Source organism: Kitasatospora sp. NPDC049258 (assembly GCF_040678895.1).
Lineage (GTDB): Bacteria > Actinomycetota > Actinomycetes > Streptomycetales > Streptomycetaceae > Kitasatospora.
Genome location: NZ_JBFAQT010000006.1, coordinates 107,501 through 124,610, shown reverse-complemented (window position 1 = coordinate 124,610; position 17,110 = coordinate 107,501). Strand labels below are relative to the sequence as shown.

Annotated in this window: 18 protein-coding genes; 9 read left to right on the top strand and 9 right to left on the bottom strand. The window is 74.3% G+C overall.

Features of this window, described 5'->3' with window-relative positions:
• Nucleotides 1-231 precede the first annotated feature (231 nt).
• Nucleotides 232-759 carry a GNAT family N-acetyltransferase gene (locus AB0K43_RS07875; protein WP_363636941.1) on the top strand — a complete coding sequence of 176 codons (528 nt, stop codon included), beginning with the start codon at nucleotides 232-234 and terminating at the stop codon, nucleotides 757-759.
• Between the two features lie 34 nt (nucleotides 760-793).
• Here AB0K43_RS07875 and AB0K43_RS07870 read toward each other — a convergent pair whose 3' ends face one another.
• Together AB0K43_RS07870 and AB0K43_RS07865 are read right to left on the bottom strand one after the other, a co-directional pair.
• The gene (locus tag AB0K43_RS07870) at nucleotides 794-1,183 is read right to left on the bottom strand and encodes a YkvA family protein (RefSeq protein WP_363636939.1); all 390 of its coding nucleotides are present in this window, start codon (nucleotides 1,181-1,183) and stop codon (nucleotides 794-796) included.
• 139 nt (nucleotides 1,184-1,322) lie between these two features.
• Nucleotides 1,323-1,913 carry a hypothetical protein gene (locus AB0K43_RS07865; protein WP_363636937.1) on the bottom strand — a complete coding sequence of 197 codons (591 nt, stop codon included), beginning with the start codon at nucleotides 1,911-1,913 and terminating at the stop codon, nucleotides 1,323-1,325.
• Nucleotides 1,914-2,105: 192 nt separating this feature from the next.
• On the opposite strand from AB0K43_RS07865, the gene AB0K43_RS07860 reads away from it, so the two are divergent.
• The 3 genes from AB0K43_RS07860 (at nucleotide 2,106) to AB0K43_RS07850 (ending at nucleotide 5,848) form a co-directional block, all read left to right on the top strand.
• A complete protein-coding gene (locus AB0K43_RS07860; RefSeq protein WP_363636935.1) occupies nucleotides 2,106-2,336 on the top strand; it encodes a hypothetical protein in 231 nt (76 codons plus the stop codon).
• A gap of 120 nt (nucleotides 2,337-2,456) precedes the next feature.
• Entirely contained in the window at nucleotides 2,457-3,836 is a 1,380-nt protein-coding gene (locus AB0K43_RS07855; RefSeq protein ID WP_363636933.1) for a hypothetical protein, read from the top strand.
• A gap of 554 nt (nucleotides 3,837-4,390) precedes the next feature.
• On the top strand, nucleotides 4,391-5,848 hold the full coding sequence (locus AB0K43_RS07850) for a cytochrome P450 (protein ID WP_363636931.1): 1,458 nt from the start codon (nucleotides 4,391-4,393) through the stop codon (nucleotides 5,846-5,848).
• 75 nt (nucleotides 5,849-5,923) lie between these two features.
• Here the strand turns inward: AB0K43_RS07850 and AB0K43_RS07845 are convergent, their stop codons facing one another.
• Nucleotides 5,924-7,966, bottom strand: coding sequence for an amino acid adenylation domain-containing protein (locus tag AB0K43_RS07845; RefSeq protein WP_363636929.1), 2,043 nt, complete (start codon nucleotides 7,964-7,966; stop codon nucleotides 5,924-5,926).
• Nucleotides 7,967-8,275: 309 nt separating this feature from the next.
• Here AB0K43_RS07845 and AB0K43_RS07840 point away from each other — a divergent pair, with 309 nt between their 5' ends.
• Nucleotides 8,276-8,920, top strand: coding sequence for an HNH endonuclease family protein (locus tag AB0K43_RS07840; protein ID WP_363636927.1), 645 nt, complete (start codon nucleotides 8,276-8,278; stop codon nucleotides 8,918-8,920).
• A gap of 68 nt (nucleotides 8,921-8,988) precedes the next feature.
• Here the strand turns inward: AB0K43_RS07840 and AB0K43_RS07835 are convergent, their stop codons facing one another.
• Nucleotides 8,989-9,477, bottom strand: coding sequence for a glutathione peroxidase (locus tag AB0K43_RS07835; RefSeq protein WP_363636925.1), 489 nt, complete (start codon nucleotides 9,475-9,477; stop codon nucleotides 8,989-8,991).
• A 355-nt stretch (nucleotides 9,478-9,832) separates the two neighbouring features.
• Here AB0K43_RS07835 and AB0K43_RS07830 point away from each other — a divergent pair, with 355 nt between their 5' ends.
• Complete coding sequence (locus tag AB0K43_RS07830; protein ID WP_363636924.1) at nucleotides 9,833-10,516, top strand: Tat pathway signal sequence domain protein; 684 nt, start codon at nucleotides 9,833-9,835, stop codon at nucleotides 10,514-10,516.
• 163 nt (nucleotides 10,517-10,679) lie between these two features.
• Here AB0K43_RS07830 and AB0K43_RS07825 read toward each other — a convergent pair whose 3' ends face one another.
• On the bottom strand, nucleotides 10,680-11,189 hold the full coding sequence (locus AB0K43_RS07825; RefSeq protein ID WP_363636922.1) for a PadR family transcriptional regulator: 510 nt from the start codon (nucleotides 11,187-11,189) through the stop codon (nucleotides 10,680-10,682).
• 90 nt (nucleotides 11,190-11,279) lie between these two features.
• Here AB0K43_RS07825 and AB0K43_RS07820 point away from each other — a divergent pair, with 90 nt between their 5' ends.
• Complete coding sequence (locus tag AB0K43_RS07820; protein WP_363636920.1) at nucleotides 11,280-11,819, top strand: hypothetical protein; 540 nt, start codon at nucleotides 11,280-11,282, stop codon at nucleotides 11,817-11,819.
• A gap of 75 nt (nucleotides 11,820-11,894) precedes the next feature.
• Nucleotides 11,895-12,410 carry a carboxymuconolactone decarboxylase family protein gene (locus AB0K43_RS07815; protein ID WP_363636918.1) on the top strand — a complete coding sequence of 172 codons (516 nt, stop codon included), beginning with the start codon at nucleotides 11,895-11,897 and terminating at the stop codon, nucleotides 12,408-12,410.
• Between the two features lie 68 nt (nucleotides 12,411-12,478).
• Here AB0K43_RS07815 and AB0K43_RS07810 read toward each other — a convergent pair whose 3' ends face one another.
• Complete coding sequence (locus tag AB0K43_RS07810; protein ID WP_363636916.1) at nucleotides 12,479-13,051, bottom strand: class I SAM-dependent methyltransferase; 573 nt, start codon at nucleotides 13,049-13,051, stop codon at nucleotides 12,479-12,481.
• Between the two features lie 55 nt (nucleotides 13,052-13,106).
• On the opposite strand from AB0K43_RS07810, the gene AB0K43_RS07805 reads away from it, so the two are divergent.
• Nucleotides 13,107-13,892, top strand: a complete 786-nt coding sequence (locus tag AB0K43_RS07805) for a helix-turn-helix transcriptional regulator (protein ID WP_363636914.1) — start codon at nucleotides 13,107-13,109, stop codon at nucleotides 13,890-13,892.
• Nucleotides 13,893-13,909: 17 nt separating this feature from the next.
• Here the strand turns inward: AB0K43_RS07805 and AB0K43_RS07800 are convergent, their stop codons facing one another.
• From AB0K43_RS07800 to AB0K43_RS07790, 3 genes are all read right to left on the bottom strand, one after another.
• On the bottom strand, nucleotides 13,910-14,953 hold the full coding sequence (locus AB0K43_RS07800; RefSeq protein ID WP_363636912.1) for an alpha/beta hydrolase: 1,044 nt from the start codon (nucleotides 14,951-14,953) through the stop codon (nucleotides 13,910-13,912).
• A gap of 127 nt (nucleotides 14,954-15,080) precedes the next feature.
• On the bottom strand, nucleotides 15,081-15,614 hold the full coding sequence (locus AB0K43_RS07795; protein ID WP_363637150.1) for an AAA family ATPase: 534 nt from the start codon (nucleotides 15,612-15,614) through the stop codon (nucleotides 15,081-15,083).
• Between the two features lie 74 nt (nucleotides 15,615-15,688).
• The gene (locus AB0K43_RS07790) at nucleotides 15,689-16,621 is read right to left on the bottom strand and encodes a LysR family transcriptional regulator (protein ID WP_363636910.1); all 933 of its coding nucleotides are present in this window, start codon (nucleotides 16,619-16,621) and stop codon (nucleotides 15,689-15,691) included.
• Nucleotides 16,622-17,110: the final 489 nt, after the last annotated feature.

The following is a 17,110-nucleotide window of genomic DNA, read 5'->3' as shown; positions in this document are numbered from 1 at the left end:
GGGTGGTCGCACCGCGCCGCGCGGGTCGGCCCGTGGCGCGCGCCTGTGGACGGCGGTCCGGCGGTCCGGGGTTCGGGGTCGGGGTGGGGGTGGGGGTGTGGTGGGCCTCCTCCGGGCCCACCACAGGGTGGGATTGCGCCACTCGTGCCCCGGCGACCGGACCGGGCTGTGGCACGATGGCGGCTCGGCGCCCGTGGGGGGCCTGCCGATCGGAGAACGGGAGTGGCGAACGTGGCGAGCGACCTGACTTTCCGGACCGCCGGACCGACCGACATCCCCGCCTTGCTGGCGCTGGTGGAGTCCGCCTACCGCGGTGAGGCCAGCCGGGTCGGCTGGACCACCGAGGCCGACCTGCTGGAGGGCCGGCGCACGGACTCCGACGCGCTGACCGCCGTACTCGCCCGGGAGAACTCCCTGGTGCTGCTCGCCGAGCAGGCCGGGGAGCTGGTGGCCTGCTGCCAGCTGGAGCACCGCGGCGAGGTCGCGTACTTCGGGCTGTTCTCGGTCCGCCCCGAGCAGCAGGGCAGCGGCCTGGGCCGGGCGGTGCTGGCCCGGGCCGAGCAGCTCGCCCGGGAGGAGTGGGGCGCGGCCGAGCTGGAGATGACGGTGATCGAGCAGCGCACCGACCTGATCGCCTGGTACGAGCGGCGCGGCTTCAGCCGGACCGGCGAGTTCTCGCCGTTCCCCTACGGCGACGAGCGCTTCGGAGTGCCGCTCCGCCCCGACCTGCGGTTCGAGCGGCTGGCCAAGTCGCTCTGAGGCGCTCCGGGGCCCGCCGCGCCGCCCGGCCCGGTCAGACGGGGTCGGGCCGCTCGCCGCGCCGCCACTCCACGTAGCGGCCGGACTCCCTGGTCAGCCCGGTCAGGAACCACAGCAGCACCGCGGTGTCGTCGGTCCAGCCGACCACCGGGATGACGTCCGGCAGCACGTCGAGCGGGCTCACCAGGTACAGCGCCACCAGCAGGCCGAGGCCGACCAGCTTGCCGGCCCCGACGCCCGGGTAGCGGCCGCGCAGCACGTCCCCCACCAGCCGGGGGAGTGCGGCCACCCGCGACCCCAGCCCGGGCGCGCCGGGGCGGCGGGTCTCCCGGTACAGTCCCCAGGCCGAGCGCGAGACGGCCGCGCCGTTCAGCCCGCGCAGGCCCCGGCCGGTCGAACCCTTCGACGGTACCCCTCTGCCCATGACGGTCTCCTCCCGCGTACGGGCCGCTTACCCGCGCGGCCGGCCCGTACGCACGGTACGCGACGCGGGTGCCGTGCCGGGTGCCCGTTCGGTACCTGTTCCGTCACCGATCCCGTACGGGCGTGCGCGCCGCCCGGGCTCAGCCGCCGTACAGGCTCCGGCAGACCCGGGCCTGCTCGGAGCCCGGCGCCCACCGGCCGAGCCGCTCCGCCTCGGCGCAGACCTTCAGCTCGGCGAGCAGCGCCGGGGAGGGGTCGACCTTCGGACGGGCGGCGGCGGACGGCGACCGGTGTGCGGAGGGGGCAGGCCTGGCCCCGGCGGTCCGGGGGGCGGCCGGCGCGGCCGAGGCCGAGGCCGACGGCGCGGCCGGCTGCCCGGCGGAGAGGACGGGGGCGGCGCTCCCGGTGGCGAAGCCGAGCCGGTCCTCGGGCGAGCCGGCCGGGACGGGCGCGGGGGAGGGGAGCGGCGGCGGCGCGAGCGGGGATGGGTCGGCGTCGCCGGTGGCGCCGCCCACCAGGGTGCCGGTGTCCTCGGCGGCCAGCGGCCCGCAGGTGGCCAGCAGCCCGCCGAGCACCAGCGCGCCGCCGAGCACGGCGACGATCCGCACCACCCGGCGTGTGCGCCGGGGCGGGGGAGTGAGTGCGGGCTCCCACGGCGTGGGCGGGGGCGGCGGCCCGGCCGCCTGCTGCTCCCAGGAGTACCGCCAGGGTGGCTGCCACTGCTCGTCCACGCGTGTCCTTCCGCCGTCCGGCCGGTCGCTGCCCCGGCCGGGCCTCCTCGTACCCAACGACGCACCGGCGGTTGCGGAACGGCTGACACGGTGCGTCCACCCGGCCGAGGCACGGATGCGGCGCGCCGGGCCCGGCCCGATCCTGGCGGGATGGAGAACCTCACGCAGACCCGCGGGAACAGGGAGAGCACGATGGACGCGAACAAGGCGGTGGAACCGCTGGTCGAGATCGCCGATTTCCGGACCGACAGCCGCTACCGGCTGGTCCACTTCAAGGGCGCCGGCTGGAAGCCGCTGGCACCCGAGGAGTTCGAGCCCGAGCTCAAGCAGCACTTCCCGGACCTCGACCCGCACGATGCGCAGCTGGTGCGCTGGGCCGACCGCCCCTGGGAGTGGCCGGCCTGGCGGCCGGGCGAGGCCTGAGCGGGCCGGAGCCAGGCCTGAGCAGGCGATCGCGAGGCCTGAGCAGGCCTGAGCAGGCCTGAGGACGGATCAGTGCCGCTACCGGCTCCGCCCGTTCGGGTGGAGCCGTAGGCTCGGCGGATGCGAAGCGCAGGGTGGGTCGAGGCCTGGACCGGCGGCCGGCGGGCCGTGCACATCGGGGACGTCGCCGACTTCAACGCCCAGTTCATCCCCCAGACCGACCTGACCAGGCGACAGGGCCACCACTACTCCTGCCTGGCCGCGTTCTACAGCCCCCAGCCGGCCGTCCTGGTGCTCCCGCACCAGGTGGAGGAGGGCTGGGTCCGGCTGCTGGAGCGCGAGCTGGGCTGGCCGGAGGTGGAGGTGCACAGCGGGCTGGTGGGTGACGACGGGCTGATGGCGCCCGCGCTGGCCGCCCGCCCTGCCCTGCGGCACCGGATCGGCGGTCTCGGGCTGCCGGTCCACCACTGGGGCCGCAGCGGCGGCGTCGACGCCACCGGTGCTCCGGCACGGGCGGACGGCGTGGCGGACGGTGCGGCGGGCGCCGCACCCGTGGATCCGCGCCTGGCGGCCGTGCGCCACTACGAGGCCAAGGACCGCTCGCACGCCCTGTTCCACCGCCTCGCACCGGAGCACCCGGGGATCCTGGTCCCGGCGCAGCAGCCCGCCCGACCGGGGCGCCGGCTGGCCGCGCTGGTCGCGGAGCGGGCCGCCCGTGGCCTGCCCACCGTGCTCAAGGCGCGGCACGGGGTCGGCGGCTTCGGCACCGCCGTGCTGACCCCGGCGCAGGTCGCCGCGGCCGGCGGCGCCAAGGCCCTGCTGCGCGATCTGACCGGGCAGCGGATCCTGCCGCCCGCGACCGAGCTGCTGGTCGAGGAGTACGTGGCGGGCGGCGGGCGGCTGCGCCACCCCAGCTTCGACGGCCTGGTGGACGAGGACGGCGGCGTCCACCCGGTCGGTGTCGCCCTGATGGACGTCGAGGGCACCGGCTACCGCGGCGCCACCGTCGGCCCTGGCCTGCTGCCGGCGCAACTCGGCTCCACCGCCACCGCGTTCGGCCTGGCGGTCGGCCGCGAGCTGGCGGCCGCGGGCCACCGGGGCTGGTACGACGTCGACTTCGTCACCGGCCGGGACGGGCGACTGTCACCGACCGAGATCAACCTCCGCCTCACCGGCCCGGCCGCCGCCTTCATGCTCAAGGCCCGGCTGGACGCCGTCCGCGGCCCCGGCCACCTGGTCCGCACCATCGACCAACTGCCGCTCGGGGCACGGCTCGGACAGCAGGCGCTGCTCGCGCACCTGGAGCGGCTCGCCGAGCGCTGCGCCCGGTTCGGGGCGGCCCTGCTGCCGACCATCCCGACGGCCGGCTTCGAACCGGCGCCCACCGTCGGGGTCGCGCTGGCCGCGACCGTCCCGGACGCGCTGGACGCGGCCGAGGCGGTGGTCCGGGCCGCCAACCTGGCGCTCGGCGACCCGTTCGCCCCGCTGGGGTCCTGCTGAGCAGGCCCGGACAGCGTCGGCATGGCTTGCTCGCGGCCGAACCGGCGCCGCCGCCGACGGTGCGCGGCTCGGGTCTGCGCCCGCGCTCCGCGGGTGGAGTCCTGGCGTTCCGATCGGCCCGTCGTTAGCACAGGGGCACCGGCACGGGTGGGGAATCCCGGGGAGACCCCACTGATGGGCGAACCGCGCCCGGAGAGCGCCCTCGCGAGCCCGGGACGGGGCAAGGCTGGAGGCAGCACCTCCGCGTTCGGGCCCCCTTCCACCGGCGTGCGAGATGCCTCGGACAGCCGGCAGGAAGGTGCCGCATCATTCTGGAAACCGCTTGCGCCACCGGGCGGCCGGCAGCCACGACGTGCGGATCCGAGCCGTCGGCCGGGCCGCCCCGCGGGCCCTGACGCGCCACCCGGAACGCCCTCCGCCCCGCCCCCGCTTCCCTGCCGCTGCCGCGCCGCGCGGACCGCCGCGTACCGGCCGCCCGCGCCGGACCGGTCGCGCGGCGCCCGTCCGCGACCGCCGCTCGCGACCACCGCCTCACCATATGACCCGGAGACACCTTGACCACCCCGCACCCTGACGCCCACCCCACCCCGCCGCCCGGCTGCCCCGCGCACCACCCCGGCACCGCCGGCCTGCGGCGGATCTACGGACCGGAGGCCGAGGCCGACCCGGCGGGCCTGTACGAGAAGCTGCGCGCCGAGCACGGCGAGGTGGCGCCCGTGCTGGTGCACGGCGACCTGCCGGCCTGGCTGGTCCTCGGCCACTCCGCGAACCTCACGGCCATGCGCACGCCCTCCCGGTTCTCCCGGGACTCACGCCGCTGGACGGCCTTCCAGCAGAATCTGGTCACCCCGGACTCCCCGCTGATGCCGGTGATCGCCTGGCAGCCGCTGTGCGTGTTCGCGGACGGCGAGGAGCACAAGCGCCTGCGCGGCGCGGTCACCGACAGCCTGAACCGCTTCGACCGGCGCGGGATCCGCCGCTACGTCACCCGCTTCGCCGACCAGCTGATCGAGGACTTCGGGCCGACCGGGCAGGCCGAGCTGGTCTCCCAGTTCGCCGAGCACCTGCCGATGCTGGTGATGACCCAGCTGGTCGGGATGCCGGAGGAGTACGGGCCCCGACTGGTCGAGGCGGCCCGGGACTTGATGAAGGGCACCGAGACGGCCATCGCCAGCAACGACTACGTGGTGGCGACGCTGCGCCGGATGATGGACCGCAAGCGGGTGGCGCCCGGCGCGGACCTGGTGTCCTGGCTGATGCAGCACCACGCGGGGCTCAGCGACGACGAGGTGCTGGAGCACCTGCGGGTGGTGGTGCTCGCCGCGAACGAGACCACCGTCAACCTGATCGCGGACACCCTGAAGCTGCTGCTCACCGACCGGAGGTTCCGCGCCGACCTGTCCGGCGGGCACATGACCCTGCCGGACGCGCTGGACCAGGTCCTCTGGGACTCGGTGCCGATGTCCCTGGTCGCCGGCCGCTGGGCCACCGGCGACACCGAACTCGGCGGCCAGCAGATCAGGACCGGCGACATGCTGCTGCTCGGCCTCGCGGCCGGCAACGTCGACCCGGCCGTCCGCCCCGACCTGAGCAAGCCGCTCTACGGCAACCGGTCCCACCTGGCCTTCGGCGGCGGTCCGCACGAATGCCCGGGCCAGGACATCGGGCGGGCCATCGCGGAGACCAGTATCGACATCCTGCTGACCCGGCTTCCGGACCTCCAACTCGCCGTGACCGAGGATGAGTTGACCTGGACCTCGGCCTGGATCTCCCGGCACCTGGTCGAGCTGCCGGTGCGCTTCGCGCCGAGGGCGACGACGCGGCCGGCGACGCCCGGGCCCGAGGAGGGGGTCGTCACCGGGGGCCCCGCGTCCGCACCGCGCCCGGCCGCGCAGCCCGCGGCCCCCCGCCACCGGGCCGCCCGGCCGTCCGCCGACCCGGCCGCCACCGCCACCATCCCCCGGCAGCGCCGCAGCTGGTGGAGCCTGCTGACCGGGAGGTTCCGGCGCTGACGGGCCGTGCGCTGACGGGGCTCCTGCGCTGACGGGGCTCCTGCGCTGCCGGGGGCTCCGGCCGATCCCCTCGCCTCAGGCCCGGACCGGCTTCCGGGCCTGCCAGGCGAGGAAGCGGAGCACCACCACCGCCGCCACGATCAGCGCCACGTTGAAGGCGTACCCCAACGCCGCCTGGGTCGGCCAGTCGTGCCGGCCGGTGGTGCGGTAGAGGTTGTCCTGCGGCCACCAGGAGGCCAGCAGCCAGACCAGGGCCAGCTGGGTGAGGGTGGTCAGCCCGGCCGGCCGGCCGTGCCGCTCCAGCACCCGCCGGCCCAGGAACAGCACGGCGACCCCCAGGCCGAAGCCCACCGACTCGCACACGTACAGCAGTTGGAACAGCAGCGCCCAGGGTGAGGGCACCAGGGTCACGTCCGTCGAGCCGGGCCAGAACACATCGGTGAACATCCGGGACAGCAGGGCGACCACCGCGGTGGTGACGATCCAGGCGGCCGGGCCGGGAGCGGACCCGGGCCAGACGCCCGCGCCCTTCCCGCCGTGCGCCCACCCGGACTTGCCGGACCGGGCGGGCTCGGCCCGCGCGGGGGCGGGCAGCGCGGCCCGGTCCAGCTTGCCCGCGCGGGTGCGCGGCAGCTCGGGCAGCGGCACCACGGCCGCCGGCACCGATCCGGCCGGCAGCCGCTCGGCGAGGTGCGAGCGCAGCGCCCAGACGTCCAGGGTCTCGCCCGCCACCGGGACCACGTACGCCACCAGGGCGGGCCGCTGCGCCGGCTCCCGGTCGACCAGCGCGACCGCGCACTCGCGGACCTGCGGATGACCGCGCAGCACCCCCTCGACCTCGGCGGCGGTGACCGCCGCGGGGCCGAGGTCGCGGCCGACGAACTCCAGGATGCCGTCCGGCCGCAGCCGTCCGAGGTCGCCCGTGCGGTAGACCCGGACGTCCGGGCGCCGGGGGTCGGTGAAGAAGCGGTCCGCGGTCGGCTTCGGCTGGTTGAGGTAGCCCCGGCCGACCCCGGGCCCGGACAGGCAGATCTCGCCGACCTCGCCGGGCGGCACCGGCTCGCCCGAGGCGTCCAGCAGGTGCACCCGGTTGCCGGGGAAGGGCACGCCGATCAGGGAGATCCGCTCGGCGTGCTCGGGCGGGTCGGGCAGGGTGGCCGGGTCGAAGTAGGTGCTGTCCACGGCGGCCTCGGCGACCCCGTAGACGTTGATGTGCCGGACGCCCGGGCCGAGGTAGCGCTGGATCCGCAGCTGCTCGTCCAGGTGCCACTTCTCGGCGCCCACCGACAGCACCCGCACCTCTCCCAACTCCAGCCCGAGCGGCTGGATGTGGTCGAAGAGACGGCGCAGCAGGTGGACGTTGGTCTCCATCACGGTGATCCGCTCGCGCACCACCAGCGCGTGCAGTTCGCCGAGTTCGGCGGTGCGGTCCAGGGTGAAGTTGCGCCGGGCCATCACCAGGGTGGCGCCGGTGCCCAGGGCGCGCAGCCAGTCCGCGGTGAAGACGTCGAACTCCAGCGTGGCGGTCTGCAGGATCCGGTCGGCCGCGGTGAGCCGGTAGACCTCCTGCCAACCCCGCTGCGCGTGCAGCAGGTTGCGGTGCTCGACCTGCGCCCCCTTGGGCAGGCCGGTGGAGCCCGAGGTGTAGAACACGCAGGCCAGGTCGGCCCCGGCGACCTCGACCTCCGGTGCCGTGGCGGGCAGTTCGGCGAGCTCCGGCTCCATCGTGTCCGGACAGAGCACCGGGCACGCGCCGGCGTCGGCCAGCCGCACCCGGTGCACCTCCTCGGTGATCACCAGCGCCGGGTCCGCGTCGGACAGCACGTGGCGGATCGTCCGGTCCGGCCCGGTCGGCTCCAGCGGCACGTACGCCCCGCCCGCCTTGAGGACCGCCAGCACCGCCGTCAGCAGCCCGGGCCCCCGCCCCAGCGCCACCGCGGCCGGCCGGCCCGGGCCCAGCCCCAGCGCCACCAGCCGGTGCGCCAACCGGTTGGCCCGCGCGTCGAGTTCACCGTACGAGAGCTGCTCGCGGCCGCACACCACGGCCACCGCCTCCGGTGACCGGCGCACCTGTTCCTCGAACAGCCCGTGCACGGTCCGCGCCTGTGTCGTCGTCATCGCACATTCCCCTCCCTGCGTCGACAGGACCACGCCGATCCTGCCCGCCCCCACCGACAGTGTGCAGCCGGTACTTCTATGTGACGCCCGCAGGTCGTCCGGTAGTTGCAGACCTGTCACCGCTTCGGGACCTCGCGCCGGCCGGTGGCCGAGCCCCTCCCGAGCGGGGCACACACCGCCTCCGCAGCGCCGGGGGGAAGAGTTAACCTACCGGGTCTACCCGCGTAAACCTGGTGCGCGGCAAGCTGGTTGACCGTCCGTACGGGCCATCGTCCGGACTCACCCTCTCCGCGCCCCCAGGAGCCCCGCATGCCCGCGAACCGCCCGCTGCGCCGCGCAGCCGCCGCCGTCGCCACCGCCCTGCTCACCGCCACCGCGCTGCTGGCCGGCACCGGCCCGGCCGAGGCCGCGCTGCCCACCCCGGTCTCCACCGCGACCGCCAAGACCTACCTGGCCGCGCTGCCGGTCGCCGCCGAGTCCCACGCCTCGACCTACGACCGGGCGCTCTTCCCGCACTGGATCACCATCTCCGGCACCTGCAACACCCGCGAGACGGTGCTCAAGCGGGACGGCAGTGGGGTGTCGGTCGACTCCGCGTGCGCCGCCGTCAGCGGCAGCTGGTCCTCGGTGTACGACGGCGCGACCACCACCAACGCCTCCAGCTTCGACATCGACCACCTGGTGCCGCTCGCCGAGGCCTGGCGCTCCGGTGCCTGGGCCTGGAGCACCGCCCAGCGGCAGGCCTTCGCCAACGACCTCACCCGGCCCCAGCTGCTCGCCGTCTCGGCCAGCTCCAACCGCTCCAAGGGCGACCAGGACCCGACCACCTGGCTGCCGCAGGCGTCCTACCGCTGCACCTACACCCGTGCCTGGGTACAGGTGAAGTACTACTACGGCCTGAGCGTGGACAGTGCCGAGAAGTCCACCCTCACCTCGCTGCTCAACGGCTGCTGAAACGTTCCGCCCGGGTGGCGGGCCCATAGCGAGTACGGGCCCGCCACCCGGGCGGGTGGTGCGACGGATCAGGAGGGGAGCTGTGCCTCGATCGCGGTGATCAGCTCATCGGCCTCCGGCTCGGTGCGGGGGCGGAAGCGACCGGCCACCGTGCCGTCCGGGGCGATGAGGAACTTCTCGAAGTTCCACTGGACGTCGCCGGCGGTGCCCTCGGCGTCGGCCGCCTCGGTCAGCTCGGCGTAGAGCGGGTGCCGGTCGTCGCCGTTCACGTCCAGCTTCTCGAACAGCGGGAAGGAGACCCCGTAGGTGGTGGAGCAGAAGGTCTGGATCTCCTCCTCCGAGCCGGGCTCCTGGCCGGCGAACTGGTTGCACGGGAAGCCGAGCACGGTGAAGCCGCGGTCGGCGTAGCGCTGCTGCAGCCGCTCCAGGCCGGCGTACTGCGGGGTGAGGCCGCACTTGGAGGCCACGTTCACCAGCAGCAGGGCCTTGCCCTTGTGGTCGGCCAGCGAGGCGGGGGCGCCCGCGAGGGTGTGCAGCGGGATGTCGTAGAGGCTCAACGGGGATCCTTCGGTCGGGAGCGGGACTCTTCCACCAGCCGACAACCGACGGCGGGCCGCAGGTGTTCCCACCTGGGCCTTGTCGGGTCTCGCGGGCCGCGCCGCGGCAGGAGACCGCAGCAGCCCCTCCGAACCGTCCAGGTCACGGGGCTCGCGATCCTGGTCGTCGGATCGACGTGAGATCGTGCGGGTGCCGAGCGGGGTCTTGTTGACTGGATGTCAGCAAGTTCGGCGCAGTGCCTTGACGGTGCACGGACACGGCTCTACAACGAAGACAGCTCCCCGATCCCCCACCGCCCGGGAGCCCGCGAAAGGTCGTCCTCTCCATCCCCCTCGCCGAGGAAGAGGCTTTCCCATGCGCCTTCACCGCCACCTTGCCGTCTCCGCCACCACCGTCGCCGCACTCGTGCTGGGCGCGGCCGCCGCGTCCGCGCTGCCGGGCCCCCTCGCTGCCGGCCCGGTGCTGACCACCGGCGGCGCGGGCGGGCCCGCCGTCGCGGCGGGCGATGTGCTCGCCGCTCCGCTGGCCGCGAGCACCCGGGCCACCTTCTACTCCACCGCGACCAGCGCGACCGGTGTCACCTGCGCGGTCTCCCAGCTCTCGGCCAAGGTGCTGGCCAACCCGGCGGCGCCGGGCACGGCGACCGAGTCCCTGACCGGGCTGAACTTCGGCTCCTGCACCAGCAACGTCACCGGGGTCACCTCGGTCCGCAGCCTGACGGTCGGCAACCTCCCCTACGGCGTCGCCGTCGACGACGGCCCCGGGCTCCCGGTCACCCTCACCGGCGGCGCCGCCGGGCCGATCCAGGCCACCGCCGTGCTCAACACCTGGTTCGGCACCATCACCTGCACGTACCAGCTCAGCGGCGCGTTCACCGGCAACGCCGACAACGCCGCCCACAGCCTGGCCTTCCGCAACGAGCACTTCGCCAAGAGCGCCGGCTCGGCGCTCTGCCCCGCCGACGGCTACTTCTCCGCCACCTACGGCCCGGTCGCCGACACCAGCCAGCCCGGCGGCCCCGCGGTGTACGTGAACTGAGCCGTATCGGCCCCCGAGCCCGTCGCTCGACCGGACCGGCCAGCGTCCCGACGGGCGGAAGCGGCCACTTCGACTCCTTCCGGGTGAGGCTCGCCAGCTCCTCCGGTGGTTCGGTCGGCGGCGTGCCGGCGCCGTCGTCCCCGCCGAGAGTTCGGACGCGGGCTCAGAGCTGGTCCGCCGCCCACTCGGCCCACTCGCGGCGCATGGCGTTGAAGCGCAGCCCGTACTCCAGGGCGATCCTGCCGTGCGCCGACAGGTCGTCCTCGTCCCAGGCGACCGACTCCTTGACGGCCTGCAGCCGGTCGTGGCCCGCGGCGGAGAGCTCGGCCAGCCAGCGCAGGTACTCCCGGGCTTGCTCGGGAGTGAGCACCCCGAGGAAGAAGACCCGCAGCAGGAGGTCGCTGCGGGCGTGCTGCACCGGCGTGGTCTCGGTGAGCCAGTGCCGGAGCTCGGCCAGCCCCGCGTCGGTCAGCGCGTACTCCTTGCGGCCCCGGGCGCCCTCGGCGGCGACGGTGATCAGTCCGGCGTCGGCCAGCTTGGTCAGCTCGGTGTAGACCTGGCTCTGGGTCGCCGGCCAGGCGTTGGCGAGCGAGGTCTCGAACAGCTTCAGCAGGTCGTAACCGCTGGCCGGACGGTCCGAGAGCAGTCCCAGCAAGGCGTGTCGAAGGCTCATGCCCCCAGCCTACCTTCCAGTATTGACATGTCTGATCCGACCTTCTACTTTCGACATGTCAGACAGCGGTACCAACGGGGGAATCACACCATGACCTACGTCCTCACCTTCCTGCCCTGGATCGTCTACGCGGTCCTGCCCTCCGCCCACTGGCAGTGGGCCGCGCTCGCGGGCCTGGTCGTGGCGGTCGGGGTGATCGTCAAGCAGCGCGCCGCCGGGTACCGGCCCGACGCCCTGATCATCGAGTCCGGCTCGGCCGTCTTCTTCGCCGCCCTGGCCGCGCTGGCCTTCGCCAGCCCCGACTCGGCGCTGCACCCGTACTCCGCGGTGCTCGCCCTCATCGCCGGTGCCTCGCTGGCGGTCCGGCGGCCGTTCACGCTCGGCATCGCCAAGCAGTCCACGCCGCCGGAGATCTGGGCCGAGCCGCTGTTCGTCCGCACCAACACCGTCATCACCGCGGTCTGGACGCTGGCCTTCACGGCGACGGCCGTCGCGCTGGCCGTGATCGCCCACGCCGGCCAGGCCCGCTCCACCACCGCCACCCTCGTCCAGATCGCCGGCTTCGTCGCCCCGATGCTGTTCACCAAGCGGTACGTCACCGCGGTGCAGGCGCGCGGCGCCTCCCGGTAGGCGGCTGTCACACCCGGGGCCCGGGATCCGTCAGCTGGGTGAAGGCACCGGAAGCCACCGAGGGAGAAACCCACCATGAACGCCACCACCACCGACCAGCCCGCCGCCGTCGCCGCCGGGGTCGCGTCGCGGATGTCGGACCCGACCGAGCTGGTGCCGGAGCTGAAGGAGCTGGGCGGCTGGCTGTACCGCGCCACCGGCAACCGCTCCGTGCCGCGCACCACGATCGGCCTGGTCCAGCTGCGCGCGGGCCAGATGGTCGGCTCGACGTACCTGACCGCGATGCACTCCGGCCTGCTGCGCAAGGCGGGGGAGAGCGACGGACGGATCGACGCCGTCGCGACCTGGCACACCGCCACCTGCTACACCGAGGCCGAGCGCGCCGCGCTCGCCCTGGTCGAGGCGGTCCTCACCCCGAACCCGCACGGTGAGAGGGTGTCCGACGCCCTGTACGAGGAGGCCGCCCGCCACTACGACCCCAAGGCGCTGGCCACCCTGACGATCGCGATCGGGCAGGTGAACTTCTTCGTCCCGCTGGCCCTGATCGGCAAGCCCGTCCCGGGCGTGGCGCCGTCCGAGCAGTGGACCTGACGCTCCGCCGGCGCCCGGGCCGAGTACGAGCACTCGACCCGGGCGCCGGACCGGCAGGGCAGTGCGGATCAGGGGCGGCAAGCCCGGAAGCGGATGCGGCGCCCCGCCGGGTCGAGGTCGGTGACGACCTCGGTGAACCCGGCGGCGGAGAGGCGGGCCGGCAGCAGGTCGGCGTCCAGGGTGTTCATGGTGTCGCCGATGTGCAGCAGCCGGAAGGGCAGGCTGGGCTGGCTGTCGCTCCCCGCGAACACGCCCCCGGGGCGCAGCACCCGGAACGCCTCGGCGAAGATCCGGTCCTGCAGGGCGTCGGTCGGCACGTGGTGCAGCATCGTGAAGCAGACCACCGCGGAGTACGCCCCGTCCGGGAGCTGGAGGTCCGCGGCGTCACCGTGCACGATCCGCGCCCGGGCGCCGTAGTCCCGCTCCAGCAGCCGCACCGTGGCCAGGTCGATCTCCACCGCCGTCAGCCGGGGGACCCGCTCCACCAGGACCCGCAGGTTGGCGCCGTACCCGGGGCCGAGCTCCAGGACGTCGGTGCCCAGGTCGATGTCCTGCAGGGCCCAGGGCAGGATCTGCTCCTCGGTGGTCCGGGCCCACTGCTGCGAGCTGCACAATCTCCGGTGCGCTGTGTTCATCGGCATGCTTCGACGCTAGTCGGGGCACTTCTGCGGCAGCCACGGGCTAGGCTGCCAACCGATGTCGCGTTCAGGACAGAGCTCGGGACAGAGCTCGGGGCAGCGTTCAGGACAGCCGGGCGCCGGTGCGGCGGCGGTGGCGGTCGGCAGTTTCACCCTGCCGCGTGGCCACTGGTTCCCGCTCCACCAGCACCCCGTCCACCAACTGGCCTGGTCGAGCACCGGCCTGCTGACCGTCCGGGCGCGGGCCGGGCGCTGGCTGCTGCCGCCCACCATGGCGCTGTGGATCCCCCGGGGCGTCCCGCACGCGACCGGCAGCACCGACGGCGCCGTGATGCGAAGCCCGTACGTGCACCCGGACCGCTGCCCGGTCGGCTGGCCGCATCCCACCGTGGTGGCCGTCCCGCCGCTGCTGCGGGACCTGATCGACCACCTCACCCGGCCCGGCCTCGGGCCGTCGGCCCGTGGCCGCGCCGAGGCGGTGCTCTTCGACCTCCTCGAACCCCTCCCGGTACGGACGGTCACCGTCACCCCTCCCACCGATCCGCGCGCCCGTCTGGTCGCGGAGGCGCTGACCGCCGATCCCACCGACGACCGGACCTTGGAGTCCTGGGGCAGGGTGGCGGGCACCAGCGGCCGCACCCTGGCCCGGCTGTTCTCCGCCGAGACCGGTACGAGCTTCGGCCGGTGGCGCGAGCAGCTGCGCATGCAGGCCGCGATCCCGCTGCTGGCCGCAGGGCTCACGGTGGAGTCCGTGGCCCGCCGGGTCGGCTACGCCTCGGCCAGCTCGTTCGTCGCCGCGTTCCGTCGCACCCTCGGGCTCACCCCGCGGCAGTACGTGTCCTGAGGCGGGGCGTGCCCGGTTCAGTCGGTGGGAGCGCCGGTCGGGTCGGGGCGGGTGAGGAGGCGGCGGAGCCAGCGGGAGCGGGCGTCGCGGGCGTCCCGGGAGAGGGCGGCGTCCGGGGCGAGCGAGTCGAAGCCGTGGAAGGCGCCGGGCCAGACGTGCAGTTCGGCCTGACCGCCGGCCTGCCAGATCGCGTTGGCGTAGGCCACGTCCTCGTCCCTGAAGGTCTCGGCCGATCCGACCTCGATGTAGGCCGGGGGCAGCCCCGACAGATCCGTGGCGCGGGCGGGCGCCGCGTAGGCGGGCAGGTCCGCCGCACCGTACCGGTCGCCCAGGTGGGCCTGCCAGCCGGTGGCGTTGGAGGTGCGGTCCCAGACGTCGATGCCGGCCATCTGGTGGCTGGAGAAGGTGGTGCCGCGGTCGTCGATCATCGGGCACAGGAGCAGTTGCCCGATCGGCCTGGGGCCGCCCCGGTCGCGGGTGAGCAGGGCGAGGGCCGCGGCGAGTCCGCCGCCGGCGCTCTTCCCGCCGATGACGATGCGGTCCGCGTCGATGCCCAGTTCGGCCGCGCGCGCGGCCACCTGGACGAGTCCGGCGTAGCAGTCCTCCAGCGGGCCCGGGTACCGCGTCCGCGGCGCCAGCCGGTACTCGACGGAGATGACGGCCAACTCCAGCGGGAGGGCGCATTCGTGAAGCAGCGCCGGGACCACGGACCAGGCGTTGCCCACCACCATTCCGCCGCCGTGCAGGTAGTAGAGCACCGGCAGTGGCCCGGGGATCCCGGCCGGGCGGGCGCTGACCAGCGTGACCTCCGGCCCGCCCGGCGCACCCGGTACTTGAACCTCCGTCACCTCGAACCGCCCGCCGTCCTGGAGCTCCCGGACGGTCGGCCTGGACCGGGTCGAAGCATCCAGCTCCTGCCGGGCCGCGAGGTTCTCCGGGGTGAGCGGATCCCTCGCGGCGGAGCCCAAGGCCGAGAGCACAGCGGCCAGTTCGGGGTCGAATGGCGGCGCGGCCGGAGTCGCTGGGTCCGTGGGGTGAGCGAACGCTCGGGTGAGGTCCATGCGGTGCAGTCAATCATCTGCCGGCCCGCTGCCGAAGCGTCGCGACGAAGATCACACTCCGAAGGTGACCGCTCCGCAGGCCTCGGTGCCCGGGGCGGGCGTTGGTGGCGACGGCCTTGCGGGCCGGTCACACGGGTGGGTCCGCGAGGCCGGTTTCTCGCAGGATCCGGGTGACCGTGGTGTCGAGGGTGCTGTCGCTGCCGATGACGGTCTCGAAGTCACCGGGGAGGAGGTCGCGTTCGCGGTACCAGTCGCGCAGCTCCCGTTCGGTGACCTGGGACAGGTGGTCGGGGTCGGCTCTCGAGGCGTGCCGGACGAAGGTCTCGCCGATCGGGATGTCGAGGTAGTAGCAGCGGGAGAGGCCGCGGTGGTCGGCCAGCAGGCCGGTGAGCATGTCGCCGTAGCGGTCGGCGTAGAGGATGCCCTCGACGACGACGTGGTAGCCGGCGTCGAGGGCGTAGCGGGCCACCGTGTCGATCAGGCCGATGTTGGCGGCGCCCGGCCGGTCCCGCTCGCGCAGGACGGTCCGGCGGAGGTTGTCCTGCCCGACCAGGGCCAGGCCTCGGCCGTACCGGTTGCGGAGCTCGGCCGCCACCGACGACTTGCCCGATGCCGAGTTCCCGCGGAGGACGACGAGCCTGGTCCCCTCGCCTCCGACGATCGTCCGGGGTGTGCCACCGTTCGCCGCGGGGGTGGTGACGGGGTGTCCGGGCGTGGTGGTGTGCGGGGGTCGACTCATCCGTTCGGTCGGCCGGCGGTTGCGAGGGAGGAGGTCGAGGCGGTGCGGGCGACCTCGCGCAGGAGGGGGAGCAGGAGTTGCTCGTAGGCCGTCAGGGGGCGGGCCAAGGTCCAGCTGGCGGTCACCGTGCGGTGCTCGGGGGCGGGGTGGACGGTGAGTTCGGCCAGTGCGCCGTGGCGGAGTTCGAGCCGGACGGAGCTCTGCGGGACCAGCCCGATGCCGAGGCCGATCCGCACCGCCTCCTTGACGCCTTCGGTGCCCCACAGGTCCAGGGTCCGGGCGCCGGAGAGGTCCCAGCTGTGCAGGAGGTCCTTCAGCTGACCGCGGGTCTGCGATCCGCACTCGCGCAGCAGGAAGGTCTCGCCCGCCAGGTCGGCGGGGGAGATCCGGCGGCCCGCCAGCGGGTGGTCCGGCGGGCAGATCAGCAGCATGGCGTCGTCGGCCAGCCGCTCCGACCGATACCGGCCGGGAGGGAGCGGGCTGCCGCTCAGGCCGATGCCGGTGCGGCCCTCCTGGAGCGCTTCGGCGAGCTGGTCGGCCGTGCTGATGGCGAGGCTGAACTGCGCCTCGGGCTCCCGGCGGCGCAGCTCCCGCAGGACCGCCGGCAGGAACTGTCCGCCGATGGTGCTGGTGCTGCCGATCACCAGCGGTTCGCGGTGCAGGAGCGCCGCCGCGCGGACGGCTTCGACAGCATGGTCGGCCAGGGCCAGCACCTCCTTGGTCTGCGCCAGCAGCACCTCGCCGGCCAGGGTGGGCCGGATCTTCGGGCCGGAGCGGTCGACCAGTTGGGTCCGCAGGGCTATCTCCAGGCTCTGCACCTGTTTCGAGACGGATGACTGGCTCAGGAACAGGACTTGGGCCGCTGCCGAGAACCCCTCGCATTCGATGACCTGTGCGAAGATCGCCAGTTGATTGAGGTTGAGTCGCATGTGGCCTCGCTCGCGTCCGGACGGTGTGGGACACAGGGGCGGCACGGGGCCTCGCTGGCCCGGCCGGTAGGGCAATGTACCGTGCGCCCGGGCCTGCGCCACAGTGCCGATCTTCCGGCGGCTCGCCCGACCGGACGGCGGCGGGGTGCGCGCTCTTCTGCCGCTCCTCCCACGTGCGCTGACGTCCGGTCGGGTGCCGGCCGGGTGGTGCGGCGCGGGCGGGGCCATCGCCGGCCGGATGGTAAAGGATTTGCAAAGTCGCGGGACGAAACCTCGGATCCGGCCTCTTTCCCTGGTGACCGGCCCGCCTGTGGCCGGAGTTCCCCGGGAGGTGTTCCGATGCGCCCCTGCCCCGACGGTCGAGCGGCAGTGCACCATTCGTTCCACGGCCCGCACTCGCCCGAATGGCGCGGCAGAATCCACGGCACAGTTGCGATCCGTACTCGCTCCTGACCGTCCCAGATTCCCGTGAGCTTCGACCGGGACCGG